This window comes from Martinezella sp. CNPSo 3964 (assembly GCF_057784375.1).
On sequence record NZ_JBXSOW010000002.1, the window covers coordinates 534102 to 551648 of the forward strand.

Below are 17547 nucleotides of genomic sequence, written 5' to 3' on the forward strand. Positions count from 1 at the left end.
GCACGTCCGGGCGGATGTTTTCATTATTAAAACTTGAGAATAGGGTCTTCCTGAGCTGCCTGGATTTCTTCCGGCATCCGTTCTATGGCGCGCAGATAGCTTTGCGCTGTTTTGTCCGGCGAACGTTTACCCTGCTCCCAATTGCGGAGCGTTTCCAGATCGATGCCAAAGCGGAGCGCGAACTGCTCCTGGGTCAGACCGATTTTCTGGCGAATTTCCCTGACGTCGATCGGACGTACAGCGACCGCCTTGACAACGAGCCCGGTTTTCTCCAGTTCGCGTGCGAGATCGGCCTGGCTTTCTACATGTGGGACGAGCATGGTTACCTGTCCCTTTTCCATCGCTCGTTCGATAGCCTTCTTCGCCGTCAGCATGGACATCCCGCCTTTCACCAAGGCACGGACCGCGGAAATGGACCGGAAACCCTTTACCGGCTGGTCAAAATGCAGGGATATCGCGACGGGTGAACCGGACTGGCCGCGGCTTACGTCCTCGACCGGCCCCAGTCGTTCGAACCGCTCCTTCAACGACGAGTTCATGGCACTCCATTTCCTCCATGGCGATCTCCGCCAGATTTCTGAGCCGATGCGCTCCAAGGTCGTTCATTGAAATGTCCTCACCCTGGATATGGAAGCCGCGAAGATAGAATGTGTTCCCGATCATCTGAGGCTCAGCCATCACCGAAATCACACCATCCGGCGTTTGAATTTCGACCGTGCATACGGGATGAGATGTGGCTTCATTCACAAAATGAAAGGCAACATCCTTCTTCGTCCATATCTTTTTCATAGGCCAATGACCGACTAAAATCAATATCTATACTATACGTAGATCAACCGAATAGAGCACGAATCGATACCACACCCTTAACGCGATAAAATTCGAGGGACTTGGGAAAATTCAATAAAATAGGCGTCCTTGCAAACATGTGGCGCTCTAAGCGCGGGGTCCCCGAATCCGAAGCCCGTCGACGAAAAGCTGCTCCAGATAGCGGGCGGCATCCTCGAAACGCCCCTCGCCCGAATGCTCGTCGCCGAGCACGGCGCGCACCTGCACGTCGAAATCCGCATAATGCTGCGTGGTCGACCAGATCGAGAAGATCAGGTGATAGGGGTCGCATTTGGCGATCTTACCGGCCTGCGCCCAGGCGCGGATGACCTCCACCTTCTCATCGACGAGGGCCTTTAGAGGTCCACGCAGCTCGTCTTCCACATGCGGCGCACCCTGCAGCATCTCATTGGCAAAGAGCCGGCTTTCGCGCGGAAAATCGCGGGCCATCTCAAGCTTACGGCGGATATAAGAGCGGATTTCACTCTCGGGATTGCCGTTGGCATCGAAAGCGCGCAGCGGCTCCAACCAGGTAAACAGCACCCGGTCGATCAAGGCCCGATGCATCGCTTCCTTGGTGCGGAAATAGTAGAGCAGATTGGGCTTGGACATCCCGGCCACTTCAGCGATCTGATCGATGGTCGAGCCGCGAAAACCGCTGACGGAAAATACGTCGAGCGCGGCTTCCAGTATGATTTCCTCTTTCTCTTCCTGGATTCGGGTGCGGCGCTGTGTCTTGGCGGCTCTCGGGATGGCCATGTCTGCTCTGTTTCTCCTTGAAATCCAAGCCTTTCGGCAGTGCCCTCATTCACCCTGTCGATGCATCGCATTTAGGCAATCGCCTGAAATTTTATCGGAAATTTTCGTGCTTTTCGTCTTGAGCCGCGCCACGGAAGTTGTAATGTTTACCAATCGGTCAAATTATCCGTCAGATGTTTCTTAAAGGCAACTGGCGATTTTCCGGGCAAGAAAAACAAGACGACGCTCGGGAATTTGGAATAAGACCAACGGGAACAATTTCGGGCATGCGCCTTGCATGCCCGAGGACAAACAGGTGAGGATTGCATCATGGTGGCAGCGCCAGGGGAAAACATGCGTATCAATGGCGATCGCCTTTGGGATACGCTGATGGACATGGCGAAGATCGGCCCCGGTATTGCCGGTGGTAACAATCGTCAAACGCTGACCGATGCCGACGCCGAGGGACGCAGCCTTTTCAAGACCTGGTGCGACAAGGCGGGCATGACCGTCGGCGTCGACAAGATGGGCACGATGTTCGCGACCCGTGCCGGTACCGATCCGAATGCGCTGCCCGTCTATGTCGGCTCGCATCTCGATACCCAGCCGACGGGCGGCAAATATGACGGCGTACTCGGCGTACTTGCAGCTCTTGAAGTCGTCCGCACGATGAACGACCTCGGCATCAAGACGAAGCATCCGATCGTCGTCACCAATTGGGCGAACGAGGAAGGTGCACGCTTTGCGCCCGCCATGCTGGCATCCGGCGTCTTTGCCGGCGTGCATACGCTTGATTATGCCTATGGCCGCAAGGACCCGGACGGCAAGACCTATGGCGACGAGCTGAAGCGCATCGGCTGGCTCGGCGACGAAGAGGTCGGCGCGCGCAAGATGCACGCCTATTTTGAATATCATATCGAACAGGGACCGATCCTCGAAGCCGAAAACAAGACAATTGGCGTCGTCACCCACTGTCAGGGCTTGTGGTGGCTGGAATTCACGCTCACCGGCAAGGAAGCCCATACCGGCTCGACGCCCATGGCGATGCGTGTCAATGCCGGCCTTGCCATGTCACGGATCGTCGAGATGGTGCAGAGCGTGGCGATGGAGAATCAGCCGGGCGCCGTCGGCGGTGTCGGCCAGGTCTTCTTCTCGCCGAATTCGCGCAACGTCCTGCCCGGCAAGGTGGTCTTCACAGTCGACATCCGTACGCCCGACAAGGAAAAGCTCGACCGCATGCGCGCCAAGATCGAAGCGGAAGCGAAAAAGATCGCGGATGCTCTCGGCGTCGGCTGCTCGGTGGAAGCCATCGGCCATTTCGAGCCCGTGACTTTCGATCCAAAGCTTGTCACCTCCGTGCGCAATGCAGCCGAGAAACTCGGCTACAGCCACATGAACATCATCTCGGGCGCGGGTCATGATGCCTGCTGGGCGGCCAAGGTCGCGCCCGCCACGATGGTCATGTGCCCCTGCGTCGGCGGCCTCTCGCATAACGAGGCGGAAGAAATCTCCAAGGAATGGGCAGCCGCCGGCGCGGATGTGCTGTTCCACGCAGTCGTCGAGACGGCGGAGATCGTGGCCTGACGGCCGCGATTCCCAGCATCGGAACTTCACAAATCTGGAGCATGCACCATGAGCACAGTCATCAAGGGTGGAACCATCGTCACGGCCGATCTGACCTATAAGGCAGACGTCAAGGTCGAAGGCGGCAAGATCGTCGAAATCGGGCAGAATCTATCGGGCAACGAGGTGCTGGATGCCTCCGGCTGCTACGTCATGCCCGGCGGCATCGATCCGCATACGCATCTCGAAATGCCATTCATGGGTACCTACTCCTCGGACGATTTCGAGAGCGGCACGCGAGCAGCTCTTGCAGGCGGCACGACGATGGTGGTGGATTTCGCGCTCCCCTCGCCCGGCCAGTCGCTGCTCGAAGCCCTGACCATGTGGGACAACAAGTCCACCCGCGCCACCTGCGACTATTCCTTCCACATGGCGATCACCTGGTGGGGCGAGCAGGTCTTCAACGAGATGGAGGCCATCGTCCGCGACAAGGGCATCAACACCTTCAAGCACTTCATGGCCTATAAGGGCGCGCTGATGGTGGATGACGATGAGATGTTCTCCTCGTTCCAGCGCTGCGCCGAGCTGGGCGCACTGCCGCTGGTCCATGCCGAAAACGGCGATGTGGTCGCGCAGATGCAGGCAAAGCTGCTCGCCGAAGGCAATAACGGGCCGGAGGCGCACGCCTATTCCCGCCCGGCCGAGGTCGAGGGCGAAGCGACGAACCGCGCCATCATGATCGCCGACATGGCGGGTTCGCCCGTCTATATCGTCCATACCTCCTGCGAACAGGCGCACGAAGCCATCCGTCGCGCCCGCCAGAAGGGCATGCGCGTCTATGGCGAGCCCCTGATCCAGCACCTGACGCTTGACGAAAGCGAATATGCCAACGCGGATTGGGATCACGCCGCCCGCCGCGTCATGTCGCCGCCCTTCCGCAACAAGCAGCATCAGGACAGCCTCTGGGCCGGCCTTGCCTCCGGCTCGCTGCAGGTGGTCGCGACCGACCACTGCGCGTTTACGACCGAGCAGAAGCGCTTCGGCCTCAACGACTTCACCAAGATCCCGAACGGCACCGGTGGCCTCGAGGATCGCATGCCGATGCTCTGGACCTATGGCGTCAACACCGGCCGCCTGACGATGAACGAATTCGTCGCCGTCACCTCAACCAACATCGCCAAGATTCTCAACGTCTATCCGAAGAAGGGCGCGATCCTCGTCGGCGCCGATGCCGATATCGTCGTCTGGGATCCGAAGCGGTCGAAGACCATCGCCGCCAAGACCCAGCAGTCGGCGATCGACTACAATGTCTTCGAGGGCAAGGAAGTGACGGGTATGCCGCGCTATACGCTGACGCGCGGCGTCGTCGCCATCGAGGAAGGCACGGTCAAGACCAGGGAAGGCCACGGCGAGTTCGTCAAGCGCGACCCCTTTACCGCTGTCAACCGGGCACTTTCGACCTGGAAAGAAGTCACCGCGCCGCGCAAGGTTCAGCGCAGCGGCATTCCCGCCAGCGGGGTATGACGCTTGGGATCAGCGCCTCGGCTCATCCACCGCTCAGCGCGGCACATACCGCTCCAGATCCGGCAGCAGGACCACGCTTTCCTGCTCGTTCGGATCGGTGCGGGCGATGACCGCTGTCGCCGGACGGTCGCTGAGATTAGCTGGAAGATGCGGAACGCCGGCCGGAATATAGAACATCTCGCCCTCACGCACGATGACGTGCTCCTCCAGCCGCTCGCCGAACCAGCAATGCGTCTCCCCGGAAATCGCATAGATCGCTGTCTCATGCGAGGCGTGAAGATGCGCCTTGGCACGAGCGCCCGGCGGGATGGTCAAAAGGTGCATGCAGATCCCCGTCGAGCCCACTGTCTCGGCGGCAATCCCTTCGAAATAGCTGAGGCCCTGTTTTCCGGCATAGGTGCTGCCGGGCCGCACGATACGGCAGGTGGGCTTCGATGAGACACTCATGGCATTGCTCCCCTCGATCCAGCAGCCACAAGGCGCTCTCGCCTTTCCGGACTGCGGCAATGCCAAACAGGATAACACGCAATCCGCCCCAACCGTGCGGCGAAAACAGGACTGGTAGGTGTTAATGACGTCATCCGCTTCCTCCGTCGTCTCCGCGCGGAATCTCTGTCTCACCTACAATACGAATGACGGGCCGGTGCATGCGCTGAGCAATGTCGATCTCGATGTTCGCAAGGGCGATTTCGTCTCCTTCATCGGTCCTTCCGGCTGCGGCAAGACCACGTTCCTGCGCGTCATCGCCGATCTCGAGCGCAAGACATCGGGCGACATCAGCGTCAATGGCATGTCGCCGGAAGATGCTCGCAAGGCTCGTGCCTATGGCTATGTCTTCCAGGCCGCGGCCCTCTATCCCTGGCGCACAATCGAGAAGAACATCGCCCTGCCGCTTGAGATCATGGGCTATGACAAGCAAGAGCAGGCCAAGCGCATCGCCCGGACGCTGGAACTCGTCAATCTCAACGGCTTCGAACATAAATTTCCCTGGCAGCTTTCGGGCGGCATGCAGCAGCGTGCCTCGATCGCCCGCGCGCTGGCCTTCGATGCCGATCTGCTGCTGATGGACGAGCCCTTCGGCGCGCTTGACGAAATCGTCCGCGACCATCTGAACGAACAGCTTCTGAAGCTCTGGAAGCAGACGAACAAGACCATCTGTTTCGTCACCCACTCCATCCCCGAGGCAGTGTACCTCTCCACCAAGATCGTGGTCATGTCGCCGCGCCCGGGCCGCGTCACCGACGTCATCGAATCGACGCTTCCCGCGGAGCGGCCGCTTGGCATTCGCGAAACGCCGGAATTCCTCGAAATCGCCCACCGTGTCCGGGAAGGACTGAGAGCGGGGCACAGCTATGAGGAATAGGATGATGGATAGCTCCGTCGCATGGCGGCCCCTCACCCTAGCCCTCTCCCCGTGCACGGGGAGAGGGAACGACCTGGACACGACCGCCAATCTCACCCGCCGCTGCGAAGGCCGCACGCGCCTCCATCCCCTTCTCCCCGTCAAAGCGAGGAGAAGGTGGCCGACAGGCCGGATAAGGGGCCGCGCCATGGCCGGAGGAGCATCATGAACCCTCAATTCCTCCTGTGGCTTGTCGGCGCAATGGCGATCTTCATCAGTGGTGCAACCGCTTCACGCGCCTATATCACCAACAACAACATGTTGGTGCTGATCCTGTCGCTCGCGCTCTATTGCATCGGCAATCTGATGATGGTGCGGCTGATGCGCGAAGGCGGGCTTGGCCTTGCGATCTCTGCCTCCTCCATCGCGCAGCTCGTTGTCGTCAACGTCATCGCCTTCATCGTCTTTGGCGAACGGCTGAGCCTACAGCAGCTTGCCGGCGTAGGCCTTGGCATCGTCGCCATGATCCTCATGCTGCTTCCGACGCAAGGAAGGGCATGAGCATGGAGAAAGAACAGTTCTTCAAGCACAAGTTCCTGCCGGTCACGACGATCGTCCTGGCGATCATCCTGCTCTGGTACGTCTTCGCCGTCGTCCTCAACGCACCGTTTCAGCGCGATATGGATCGGCGCGGCAATGTCAGCCCGACGACGATGGAATTCATCGGCAAGACGCTGTCCCAGCCGAAGCCGACCTTGCCTACGCCGCATCAGGTGGCGCAGAATGTCTTCGAAAACACCTTCCTGCGGGTGCCGACAAGCAATCGCAGCCTAGTCTACAACGCCTGGGTGACGCTGGCTCCGACCGCCCTCGGCTTCGGCTTCGGGACCATACTCGGCGTACTCTTTGCCGTCGGCATCGTTCACCTCGTCGCGCTCGACCGCAGCCTCATGCCCTGGATCATCGCGTCGCAGACGATACCGATCCTCGCCATTGCGCCGACGATCATCGTCGTCTTCAGTGCTCTTGGGATAGACGGGCTGATCCCCAAAGCGCTGATTTCCACCTATCTGTCGTTCTTCCCGGTCACGGTCGGCATGACGAAGGGCCTGCGCTCGCCTGAAATCATGCATCTCGACCTGATGCGCACCTATAATGCCAGCAGCTGGCAAACCTTCTGGAAGCTGCGTGTGCCGGCCTCGATCCCCTTCCTCTTCACCTCGATGAAGGTCGCGATCGCCGCAAGTCTCGTCGGAACGATCGTCGGCGAACTGCCGACGGGCGCGGTCGCCGGCATCGGCGCAAAGCTCTTGGCAGGCTCCTATTATAGCCAGACGATCGACATATGGGCAGCGCTGGTCGCAGGCTCCGTCCTCGCGGCAATTCTCGTCGGCATCGTCAGCGTCGCCGCCCGCATCGTCGAGCGCTCGATGGGAGGCAGAACGGCATGAGATCCTTTCAGTTCTCCTGGCAGGGCGTGCTTGCCATTCTCCTCTGTCTTCTGGCGATCCCTGCCTTGCCGTTGCTGGCAGCGGATGCCACGGCACCCGTCAGCAGCGGTACAAACTTCGTCATCTTCATTCTCATCGCCGCGGCCGCCGCCCTCTCCTTCATGCGTCTCTCCGATGAGTTGAGCGCGGCAACCCTCTTCTTCGGCGCGCATGCGGCGGCATGGCTGCTGCTTGCGGGTATTTCCGGCAATGAGGGCAAGGCGCAAGCGTCCTTCTTCATTCTGATTGCCGCCGCGTGGCTGCTGGCCTGGCGATGCGTGACCGTCCTGTCGTCGATGCGTTCGCACTCGACCGCCGGCAGCTATTCGCTGCGGCTGTTGATCCCGGCGATCTTCGGCATATGGATATTGATCATCTGGGAAGCCGTCACCCGTGGCGCCGGCGTCTCGCTGGTTCTCCTGCCTCCACCAAGCGCCATCGGCACAAGGATTGCCAACTCGCTGCCGACGCTCTGGATCGATGTGCGCCAGACGATCTTCACTGCGGTTCTGATCGGCTACATCATCGGTTGCGCCAGTGGCTTCATCGTCGCTATCCTCGCGGACCGCTTCGCCTTTCTGCGCCGCGGCCTGCTGCCGATCGGCAATCTAGTGTCCGCCCTGCCGATCATCGGCGTCGCACCAATCATGGTCATGTGGTTCGGCTTCGACTGGCAGTCCAAGGCCGCCGTCGTCGTCATCATGACCTTCTTCCCGATGCTGGTGAATACGGTGACTGGTCTTGCCGCCGCCGGCAACATGGAGCGCGACCTGATGCGGACCTACGCATCGAGCTACTGGCAGACACTGTTCAAACTGCGCCTGCCGGCTGCCGCTCCCTTTATTTTCAATGCGCTGAAGATCAACTCGACCCTGGCGATGATTGGTGCCATCGTGGCCGAGTTCTTCGGCACGCCCATGTCGGGCATGGGCTTTCGCATTTCAACCGAAAACGGTCGGTTGAACCTCGACATGGTCTGGGCCGAGATCGCGGTTGCCGCGGTTGCAGGTTCCGTTTTCTACGGTATCGTCGCCATCATCGAACGAATGGTGACGTTCTGGCATCCGTCTATCCGCGGTGGGCAGACGTAATCCAGGATCCCTTCCAAGGGATCGAGGCATAACTCCAGAGGGAAAAGGGTGAAGACATGAAAAAAATAATGTTCGCATTGATGGCAAGTGCCATGACGCTTGCCGCCACCCAGGCCGCAATGGCGGCGGACAAGGTGACCCTGCAGCTGAAATGGGTGGCCCAGGCTCAGTTCGGCGGCTACTTCGTCGCCAAGGACAAGGGCTTCTACAAGGACGAAGGCCTCGATGTCGATATCAAGGCGGGCGGGCCTGATATCGCTCCGGAGCAGGTGATCGCCGGTGGCGGCGCCGACGTGATCGTCGACTGGATGGGTGGTGCGCTGGTTGCCCGCGAAAAGGGCGTGCCGCTCATCAACATCGCCCAGCCCTTCGAAAAATCCGGCCTGGAACTGATCTGCCCGAAGGATGGCCCGGTCAAGACGGAGAAGGATTTCAAGGGTCACACCCTCGGCGTCTGGTTCTACGGCAACGAATATCCCTTCTTCGCCTGGATGCACAAACTCGGCTTGAAGACCGACGGCGGCAAGGATGGCGTCAATGTTCTCAAGCAGAGCTTCGACGTGCAGCCCCTCGTCCAGAAGCAGGCCGACTGCATCTCCGTCATGACCTATAACGAGTATTGGCAGGCGATCGATGCCGGCTTCAAGGCTGAAGACCTGACCGTCTTCAACTACACCAAGCTCGGCAACGACCTTCTGGAAGACGGCCTCTACGTCAAGGAAGACAAGCTGAAGGATGCGAAGTTCAAGGCGGACATGGTCAAGTTCGTCCGCGCTTCGCTAAAGGGCTGGAAATATGCCGTCGAGCATCCGGACGAAGCCGCCGAAATCGTCATGGACAATGGCGGTCAGGACGAAAACCACCAGAAGCGCATGGCAGGCGAGGTCGCCAAGCTGATCGGCAACGGCAAGCTCGACATGAAGACCTATGACCGTACGGTCGAAGCCTTGCTCGATCAGAAGATCATCAACAAGAAGCCGGCTGGCGCCTACACGCACGAAATCACCGACGCCGCTCTGAAATAGCCTCAGGGCACGTCGAATCACGGAAACGCGCGGGGCTTCCGGTCTCGCGCGTTTTTTTTCATTTTGTAACAGCAGCAACAAAAGGCTGGCTTTCTCGCAGCAATTGCCTGAAAAGCCCTCGGCCATCAACTATTCGAATGCTGACATCACAATGCCGTGATTGCTTCGCAGGGTTGCGAAGGATAGAAATGCCCGCGAAATCATTTTCTCGTGATCTTGCGAGAGTTGAAAACCGTTCCCATGTACAGAAGCGATTTTAGGATGAGGAACCTGCAGGCATGACAGACGGATGTTAATCCGCCGGGGAAGCCGGCTCGCATGCAGTGATCCCCGTGTTCGCGACGGACAACAGCGAAATCCCATTGACCAAACGCCGAACTGGAACCGGACGCATGGCCCACACGCCGTTTAGACTTCTGAGCACGACTGCAATCTTGCTTGCTCTGCTGGCCGCACCCGCTGCCCAGGCGGAGCAGCCTGCGGTTACGACACCTAAGCAGAACCTGCCCGCAATCGTCATCACCACGGCCGCGATGCGCCACCTCACCGACAAAGTCGTTGCGACCGGCACGGTGAAGGCCGTCGAGGAGGTCTATATTCAGCCGCAGGTGGACGGTCTCTCGATCCGGTCGCTCAACGCCGATGTCGGCGACAAGGTCGCGGCGGACAGCACGCTCGCGACGCTGAACGATGACGCGCTGATCCTGCAGAAAAGCCAGATGCAGGCAACGCGGGCGAAGGGCGAGGCAAGCCTTGCACAGCTGCACGCACAGCTCGCCGAAGCCCGCGCCAACGCGGAAGAGGCCGAGTTGCAGCGTGTCCGCGCCGTCACCATGGGTGCCAAAGGCACGATGTCGACCTCTTCAGTCGAACAGGCCAATGCATCGGCGGCCGCCAACAAGGCGCGCGTGATCTCCGCCGAGCAAGCAATCGCCGTCGCCGAAGCCGACCTCAAGGTCACCGACAGCCAGATCGCCGACACCGACCTCAAGCTTGCCCGCACCGGCATCAAGACGCCGGTCGCAGGCACCGTCGCCTCGCGCAACGCTCGCGTCGGCGCCATCGCCAATGGCAATGGCGATCCACTTTTCACCATCATCCGCGACAGCCAGCTCGAACTGGTGGTCGATGCCTCCGAAAGCGACATCACCAGGATCTCGACCGGACAGAAGGCCTTGATCGCGCTTTCAGGCAGCCGCGAAAAGCTTGCCGGAACCGTTCGTCTCGTCGCCCCGATCGTCGATTCCGTCACCCGCCTCGGCGCGGTGCATATCACGATCGACGATGGCGAGAAGGCCCGTGCCGGCATGTATGGCAGCGCCGAGATCATCATTCGCCAGGAAGATGGCGTCGCGCTGCCGTTGACGGCCGTCAACAGCGAGGAAAACGGCTCTTCCGCCCGCAAGGTTGAAAACGGCGTGGTCAAGTTCGTGAGTGTCGAGACCGGCATTCAGGACGCAGGCTACGTCGAGATCGTCAAGGGTTTGAAAGCCGGTGATGAGGTCGTCGCCAAGGCCGGTGCCTATGTTCGCGACGGCGACCACATCACGCCCGTGCGCGACGCGTCGCAAGCTTCCAACTGAGCGAGAACGGCAAGATGAACTTCTCCGCCTGGTCCATCCGAAATCCGGTCGCCCCGCTCCTCGGCTTCTTTCTGCTGATGGTGGTGGGCGCACACGCCTTCTTCAATCTGCCCATTACCCGCTTTCCGAACATCGACGTGCCCATCGTCAACGTCACCGTGACCCAGAGCGGCGCTTCGCCCGCCGAGCTGGAAATGCAGGTGACGAAGGAGATAGAAGACGCCGTCGCCAGCATCAATGGCATCGATGAAATCCAGTCGACCGTCACGGATGGTCAATCGCAGACCGTCGTCGTTTTCCGCCTGGAAGTGCCGACGGCGCAGGCGGTTCAGGATACCAAGGACGCCATAGACCGCATCCGTGGCAACCTGCCGTCGACCATCGACGAACCCATCGTCTCCAAGGTCGATGTGGTCGGCCAGGCGATCCAGAGCTTCGCCGTTTCCTCACCGAACATGTCGCTCGAAGAGCTGTCCTGGTTCGTGGACGATACGGTCAAGCGCGCCCTGCAGGGCAAAGCCGGCATCGGCCGCGTCGACCGCTATGGCGGTGCCGACCGCGAGGTGCGCATCGAGCTCGACCCCAACAAGCTCAATGCCTATGGCATAACGGCGCTCTCGGTGAGCCAGCAGCTGCGCAGTACCAATATCGACCTCGGCTCCGGCCGTGGCCAGGTTGCCGGCAGCGAGCAGGCAATCCGCGTGCTTGGCGATGCCCGCAACGTCGCTCAGCTCGCCGACACCACGATCGCGCTGACCAACGGGCGCTTCGTCAAGCTTTCCGATCTCGGCGCCATCAAGGATACCTACCAGGAGCCGAAGTCCTTCTCACGCTTCAACAGCGCGCCCGTCGTCACCTTCGGTGTATTCCGCGCCAAGGGGGCCAGCGAAGTGACCGTCGCCCAGCTGGTGGCCGATACACTCGACAAGGTACGCGCAGAGAACCCGAACGTCTCGATCGAGAAGATCGACGACGCCGTCTACTACACCTATGGCAACTACGAATCCGCGATGCACACGCTGATCGAAGGCGCCATACTGGCTGTCATCGTAGTGTTCCTGTTCCTGCGGAACTGGCGGGCAACGCTGATATCGGCGGTTGCCCTGCCGCTCTCGGCGATCCCGACATTCTGGATCATGAACCAGATCGGCTTCTCGCTGAACCTCGTGAGCTTCCTGGCATTGACGCTGGCAACAGGCATCCTCGTCGACGACGCCATCGTCGAAATCGAGAACATCGCCCGCCACATCAAGATGGGCAAGACGCCTTATCGCGCCGCCATCGATGCTGCCGACGAAATCGGGCTCGCCGTCATCGCGACCACCTTCACCATCATCGCGGTCTTCGTGCCCGTCTCCTTCATGCCGGGCATTCCGGGCCAATACTTCATCCAGTTCGGCCTGACGGTCGCCTTCTCGGTGTTCTTTTCGCTGCTTGTGGCACGCCTGATCACCCCGATGATGGCCGCCTATCTGATGCGCGCCGAAGATGGCGTCGACGACCATCATGACAATGACGGCCATTTCATGCGTGGCTACAGCTGGCTCGTGCGGGCGACGACGAAACGCTGGTACACGCGCTATCCGACGCTGATTGCCGCCTTCGCCTTCTCGGTCGCTTCGGTCTTCGCGCTCATCATGTTCGTCCCAGGCAGCTTCATTCCGCCGGAAGATTCCTCGCGCATCGTTCTGTCGGCCGAACTGCCGCCGAACGCCCGCCTCGATGATACGGAACAGGCCACCAACGAGATCTATCGCCGCGTCAAGGATATCGACGGCGTCGACAGCGTCTTCGTGCTCGGCGGCGCTTCACCGAAGGGTGATCTCGAGCTGCGCCGCGCAACCGTGACGCTGACGCTCGGCAAGCTCGACCAGTCGCTCGCGAAAAAGCTGGTAAACGACGTCCTCGGCTCGCTACCCGTCATCGGCCCTCACCTGCCGAAGGTCACCGTCCATGGCCGCGTGCGTCCGCAATGGGAAATCGAAAAGGAAGTCTTCGCGAAGCTGCGCTCGATCCCCGACGTCCGCATCACCAAACTGAACGACCGCGGCGACCGCGACCTGACCTATAACTTCCTCTCGCGCAGCGAAAAGGATCTGAACCAGGCGGTCGGCATTCTGGAAGCCAAGCTGCGCACTGATCCGGCGCTCGCCAATGTCAGCGCCGACGGCGCGCTGCCACGCCCAGAACTGCAGATCCATCCGCGCAAGGACGAGGCGGCCCGTCTCGGCATCACGCCGCAGATGATCTCCGACACGATCCGCGTGGCGACCATCGGCGATATCGACGCTTCGCTTGCGAAGATCTCGCTCGACGATCGTCAGATCCCAATCCGCGTTCAGGCTTCGCTCGGTATGCGCCGCGATCTGGCGGCGATCCGTGCCCTGCGCATCAAGACATCGACGGGCACCACCGTGCCCTTGTCGAGCGTCGCCGACATCGACTATTCGGAGGGCCTATCCTCCATCAAGCGCAACAACCGCTTCCGTGTCGTCGCCATCGGCGCCGACCTGCCGCAGGGCGTGGCGCTGGATACGGCGTCCGACCACTTCCTCGAGATCGTCAACAACGCCAAGATCCCGGCAACCGTGCATCTGGCCGAAAGCGGCGATACCAAGGTGCAGAAGGAAATGGAGCAGAGCTTCGGCAATGCGATGCTGCTCGGCCTCATGCTCGTTCTGACCGTGCTGATCCTGCTGTTCAAAGATGTGATCCAGCCCTTCACCATTCTGCTGTCGCTGCCCCTGGCGATCGGTGGCGTGGCGCTGGCCCTGATCCTGACCGGCAACGCACTGTCCATGCCCGTCATGATCGGCATCCTGATGCTGATGGGTATCGTCACGAAGAACGCCATCCTGCTCGTCGATTTCGCCATCGAGATGATGCACCAGGGCATGCCGCGGCTGGAAGCGGTCGTCGAAGCCGGCCGCAAGCGTGCCCGCCCGATCATCATGACCTCGATCGCCATGTCCGCCGGTATGTTGCCATCGGCTCTGGGTGTCGGCGAAGGCGGCTCGTTCCGCGCGCCGATGGCAATTGCTGTCATCGGCGGCATCATCGTTTCCACCGTGCTCAGCCTGGTGGTCGTGCCGTCCTTCTTCCTGATCATGGACGACCTGTCCCGCCTGCTCGGCTTCCTCTTCGGCAGGCTTGTCGGCAGGAAGGATGCGGATGATGAAGTCGTGACGAAGGAAGGCCTTGCCGTCGCCGTCAATGAAAACCGCCTATCGCTCACCAGCCTGGAGGAGCGGCTTGAGGCCATCGAGAACAAGGATGGCAGAAGCAGGCCCGTGGGCACGAATGTCCTAAAGCTGCCGCCCTTCGCAGCAGAATAGAGCGGCTTTAGCGGATGAAATGAACGACTGGGCGGCTCAAAGGCCGCCCTGTTCCTTCAGGAAATCGACGATCTTGCTGACGCCCTCGCCCCGTTTCATGTCGGAAAAGACGAAGGGACGCGCCTGGCGCATACGCGTAGCGTCGCGGTCCATCACGTCGAGATCCACTTCGACGAAGGGCGCCAGATCCTTCTTGTTGATGACCAGAAGGTCGGATTTGGTGATACCGGGGCCGCCCTTGCGCGGGATTTCCTCCCCCTGGCACACCGAGATCACATAGATGGTGATATCGGCAAGATCGGGCGAGAAAGTCGCGGCCAGATTGTCGCCGCCGGACTCGATGAAGACAACGTCGAGATCGGGCAGCCGCTCGTTCAGACCGGCAATGGCCTGCAGATTGATCGTCGCATCCTCGCGGATCGCCGTATGAGGGCATCCACCCGTCTCGACGCCGACGATGCGATCCGAAGGCAATGCCTGCATGCGCACCAGCGCTTCCGCGTCCTCGGTCGTATAGATGTCGTTGGTAACAACGGCGACGGAATAATCGTCACGCATCGCCTTGCACAGTTTCTCCGTCAATGCCGTCTTGCCGGAACCGACCGGGCCGCCGATGCCGACGCGCAAGGGTCCATGTCTCGATTTCATGCTCGCAACTCCGATAAAGCAACAGAGCAATTCCAGGAAAAGTGCGTAGCGGTTTTCCGTCCGGAATTGCGTAAAGGGATAGAGCGTTTTCGCCTTTCGAAGAAAAGCGGAATGGCTCTAGAATAGCGAAGCACCCGACCGCCGCACAGCGGCGAATGACGTAGATGGTGCCTCGGTTGCAGTATTTTCGTACGCATCATGAGCGGAAGAGCCGCGTACGCTGGATCTCATGGCGCAAGCTCGCAATATCCGCCTGCACCGTCGCAGCTCCAAGATCATCCAGGCTGGATTGGGCAGCCCGTCGCGCAACATCTGCAAAGAGACCTTCCAGCCTCGCAAGGACGGCAACGCCATCTTTCTGCCCGCTGACGCCAAGGCGAATGCCGGCAGATACCATCTGCGAGGCCAGCGCGTGCAGGAAGGCGGCAGCCGCCTTTTCCACTGAAATGCCATGTGCGCCGGCAATGACGCCGACCGCAACCGGATAGGCCATTCTTGCCGGGAGCGTGGAAAAGATCTCGTGCGGCCAGGCGGCAGCTGCCGAGAGAAAGGCATCTCCAAGCAACATGGTTTCGTTATGGCGCTCCTTCGAGCCGGCCAGTGCCTCCGCAAGCTCTGCAACGGCCGCAAGCCGCTTTATATCCGAGCTTGCCCGATGCGCCTCGACCAGCAGCACCGCATCATTCCACACCGAACCGTTCCGGATCAGCGTGGAAATCCAGCCTTCGAGCCCGATGCTGTCGCGTACCAGATTGTCATGCACAGCGCGCTCGAGACCGCCGGAATAGGCGAACGATCCCACAGGAAACGCCGGCGACAACCAGGCCATCAGCCGCAGGAGCGCCTGCAGATCGCCATTATCCGAAACTGCCCTATCGATCATCACGGTTCAATCGTGCGAGTGGTGATGATGATCTTGCCCATGGTCATGATGATGGTCGTGGCCATGCGAATGACCGCCATGGGAGTGATAGGCGCCGCGCGCGGGCTGGAAAGGCTCGCTGACTTCGGTCACCGTCGCACCCAGCCCCTCAAGCATGGAGCGGATCACATGGTCGCGCAGGATCAGAATGCGCTCGTCCTCGATCTGCGCGGAAAGATGGCGGTTGCCGAGATGCCAGGCAAGCTCGATCAGATGCCTGCGGTCGCGCGGACGAATCTCGAAAAGCTTTTCGTCTGCCGCAACGATCTCGATCAGCTCGCCATCCTCGCGCACCAGCAGATCGCCGCTAGCAAATAGCACCGGCTCCTTGAGATCGAGCATGACCATCTCGCCATTTTCGAGATGCAGCAGCTTGCGGCGCAGATGCCTGAGATCATGCGGCAGCACGACGCGATCGATCGGATTGGAGGAAGGGGTGCCGGCCGGCAGATAAGAGGTGACACGTAGCATGGCTGTTCCAAATAAATACTTTTTCAGACCATGCAAAATAGTCGACTCCCGCGCAAGCATCAATGATGCGCGGCAGCCTCACATCCGCTGCACGTAGCGTTGCAACTCCCTGACATCTGTCGTCGCCTCCTGCTCGTGTTCGGTGGCGCAGCGATGCCAGACTTGCGACAGCCGCTCGCGCTCGTGCATGACGCGGTTGCGGCCGAGCGTCTTGGCAAGATAAAGCGCCTTGTCGGCAGCGGCGTAGACCGCTTCCGTCTTGCGATCCTTGCCGATGTCGGCAATCCCGGCGGAAATGGTGATCTTCACCGACCCGCCTTCAATGGCGATCGGATGTTCGGCGATCTGCTCCTTGATTTCCTCAACACGCGCGATGTGCTCGGCCGTATCGCCGCCATGGATGATGACGCCGAACTCCTCGCCACCAAGCCTTGCAATCACGTCTTCTCCGGTGAAGGCATCGGAAAATAGCCGCGATACGGCAACGATTACCGCATCACCGGATGCATGCCCGAAACGATCGTTGATCGTCTTGAACCGATCCAGGTCGAAAATCGCCAGCGAAGCACCGTCTCCCGCCATATTCAACGCCTCGGTAAAGGCACGGCGATTGAGCAGACCGGACAGCATATCGGTGCGGCTCAACCGCTCGAACTCGGCACGGGAAACCGCGAGCCTATGGATGGAAAAGCCTGCCAGCACCGCGAGCGCGCCGGACACGGTGCCTCCGATGATCCATGCCAGCAGAACACCAAAGCGCATCGCCTCAAAGATCGGCAGCGGTAGAAGATCGAGCCATTGCAGCACAAAAAGCAGCACCAGGATGATCCCCAGCGACATGATGACCGCGACGAAACTCATCTTAAGCGCGAAAATAAAAATCGCACGTCGCTGCTGAAAACTACCGAGTTCGGCCTGCAGCGAAATCCAGTGCTTCATGCGATTCACCTTCCTCAGCCCACTATTTCGATCATGTGAGATAGGGGT

The 17547-nt window shown here is 60.2% G+C and carries 16 protein-coding genes; 9 read left to right on the plus strand and 7 right to left on the minus strand.

The features are described from left to right. Positions 1-26: 26 nt before the first annotated feature. Both AC13Q5_RS09215 and AC13Q5_RS09220 read right to left on the minus strand, forming a co-directional pair. Complete coding sequence (locus AC13Q5_RS09215) at positions 27-539, minus strand: helix-turn-helix domain-containing protein (protein ID WP_083961266.1); 513 nt, start codon at positions 537-539, stop codon at positions 27-29. Between the two features lie 397 nt (positions 540-936). Further along, positions 937-1587 (minus strand): TetR family transcriptional regulator C-terminal domain-containing protein, encoded by a 651-nt coding sequence (locus AC13Q5_RS09220; RefSeq protein WP_457878412.1) that lies wholly within the window; start codon positions 1585-1587, stop codon positions 937-939. A gap of 309 nt (positions 1588-1896) precedes the next feature. Between AC13Q5_RS09220 and AC13Q5_RS09225 the strand changes: the two genes are divergently transcribed. Further along, positions 1897-3150, plus strand: coding sequence for a Zn-dependent hydrolase (locus AC13Q5_RS09225; protein ID WP_457878411.1), 1254 nt, complete (start codon positions 1897-1899; stop codon positions 3148-3150). Positions 3151-3198: 48 nt separating this feature from the next. Continuing rightward, positions 3199-4653: a dihydropyrimidinase gene (gene hydA / locus AC13Q5_RS09230; RefSeq protein ID WP_075851357.1), complete on the plus strand. Its 1455-nt coding sequence runs from the start codon at positions 3199-3201 to the stop codon at positions 4651-4653. Between the two features lie 33 nt (positions 4654-4686). Here the strand turns inward: hydA and AC13Q5_RS09235 are convergent, their stop codons facing one another. Further along, a complete protein-coding gene (locus tag AC13Q5_RS09235) occupies positions 4687-5100 on the minus strand; it encodes a cupin domain-containing protein (RefSeq protein ID WP_075851359.1) in 414 nt (137 codons plus the stop codon). Between the two features lie 124 nt (positions 5101-5224). On the opposite strand from AC13Q5_RS09235, the gene AC13Q5_RS09240 reads away from it, so the two are divergent. From AC13Q5_RS09240 to AC13Q5_RS09270, 7 genes are all read left to right on the plus strand, one after another. Further along, positions 5225-6016 (plus strand): ABC transporter ATP-binding protein, encoded by a 792-nt coding sequence (locus AC13Q5_RS09240; protein WP_113229984.1) that lies wholly within the window; start codon positions 5225-5227, stop codon positions 6014-6016. A gap of 204 nt (positions 6017-6220) precedes the next feature. Beyond that, a complete protein-coding gene (locus tag AC13Q5_RS09245) occupies positions 6221-6556 on the plus strand; it encodes a hypothetical protein (protein WP_488501486.1) in 336 nt (111 codons plus the stop codon). A 2-nt stretch (positions 6557-6558) separates the two neighbouring features. Then, positions 6559-7446, plus strand: coding sequence for an ABC transporter permease (locus AC13Q5_RS09250; protein WP_488501487.1), 888 nt, complete (start codon positions 6559-6561; stop codon positions 7444-7446). Beyond that, entirely contained in the window at positions 7443-8576 is a 1134-nt protein-coding gene (locus AC13Q5_RS09255) for an ABC transporter permease (RefSeq protein ID WP_075851365.1), read from the plus strand. Before AC13Q5_RS09250 ends, AC13Q5_RS09255 begins: the two co-directional genes overlap by 4 nt. A gap of 56 nt (positions 8577-8632) precedes the next feature. Continuing rightward, positions 8633-9601 (plus strand): ABC transporter substrate-binding protein, encoded by a 969-nt coding sequence (locus tag AC13Q5_RS09260; RefSeq protein ID WP_075851367.1) that lies wholly within the window; start codon positions 8633-8635, stop codon positions 9599-9601. A gap of 392 nt (positions 9602-9993) precedes the next feature. Next, positions 9994-11184: an efflux RND transporter periplasmic adaptor subunit gene (locus AC13Q5_RS09265; protein ID WP_488501488.1), complete on the plus strand. Its 1191-nt coding sequence runs from the start codon at positions 9994-9996 to the stop codon at positions 11182-11184. A 14-nt stretch (positions 11185-11198) separates the two neighbouring features. After that, on the plus strand, positions 11199-14519 hold the full coding sequence (locus AC13Q5_RS09270) for an efflux RND transporter permease subunit (RefSeq protein WP_488501489.1): 3321 nt from the start codon (positions 11199-11201) through the stop codon (positions 14517-14519). Positions 14520-14555: 36 nt separating this feature from the next. Here AC13Q5_RS09270 and ureG read toward each other — a convergent pair whose 3' ends face one another. The 4 genes from ureG to AC13Q5_RS09290 all read right to left on the minus strand — a co-directional run bounded on the left by ureG (position 14556) and on the right by AC13Q5_RS09290 (position 17499). After that, complete coding sequence (gene ureG, locus AC13Q5_RS09275) at positions 14556-15167, minus strand: urease accessory protein UreG (protein ID WP_075851373.1); 612 nt, start codon at positions 15165-15167, stop codon at positions 14556-14558. Between the two features lie 196 nt (positions 15168-15363). Beyond that, positions 15364-16050 carry an urease accessory protein UreF gene (locus tag AC13Q5_RS09280; protein ID WP_488501490.1) on the minus strand — a complete coding sequence of 229 codons (687 nt, stop codon included), beginning with the start codon at positions 16048-16050 and terminating at the stop codon, positions 15364-15366. A 6-nt stretch (positions 16051-16056) separates the two neighbouring features. Further along, positions 16057-16560: an urease accessory protein UreE gene (gene ureE, locus AC13Q5_RS09285; protein ID WP_488501491.1), complete on the minus strand. Its 504-nt coding sequence runs from the start codon at positions 16558-16560 to the stop codon at positions 16057-16059. Between the two features lie 78 nt (positions 16561-16638). Next, positions 16639-17499, minus strand: a complete 861-nt coding sequence (locus AC13Q5_RS09290; protein ID WP_488501492.1) for a GGDEF domain-containing protein — start codon at positions 17497-17499, stop codon at positions 16639-16641. Positions 17500-17547 lie beyond the last annotated feature (48 nt).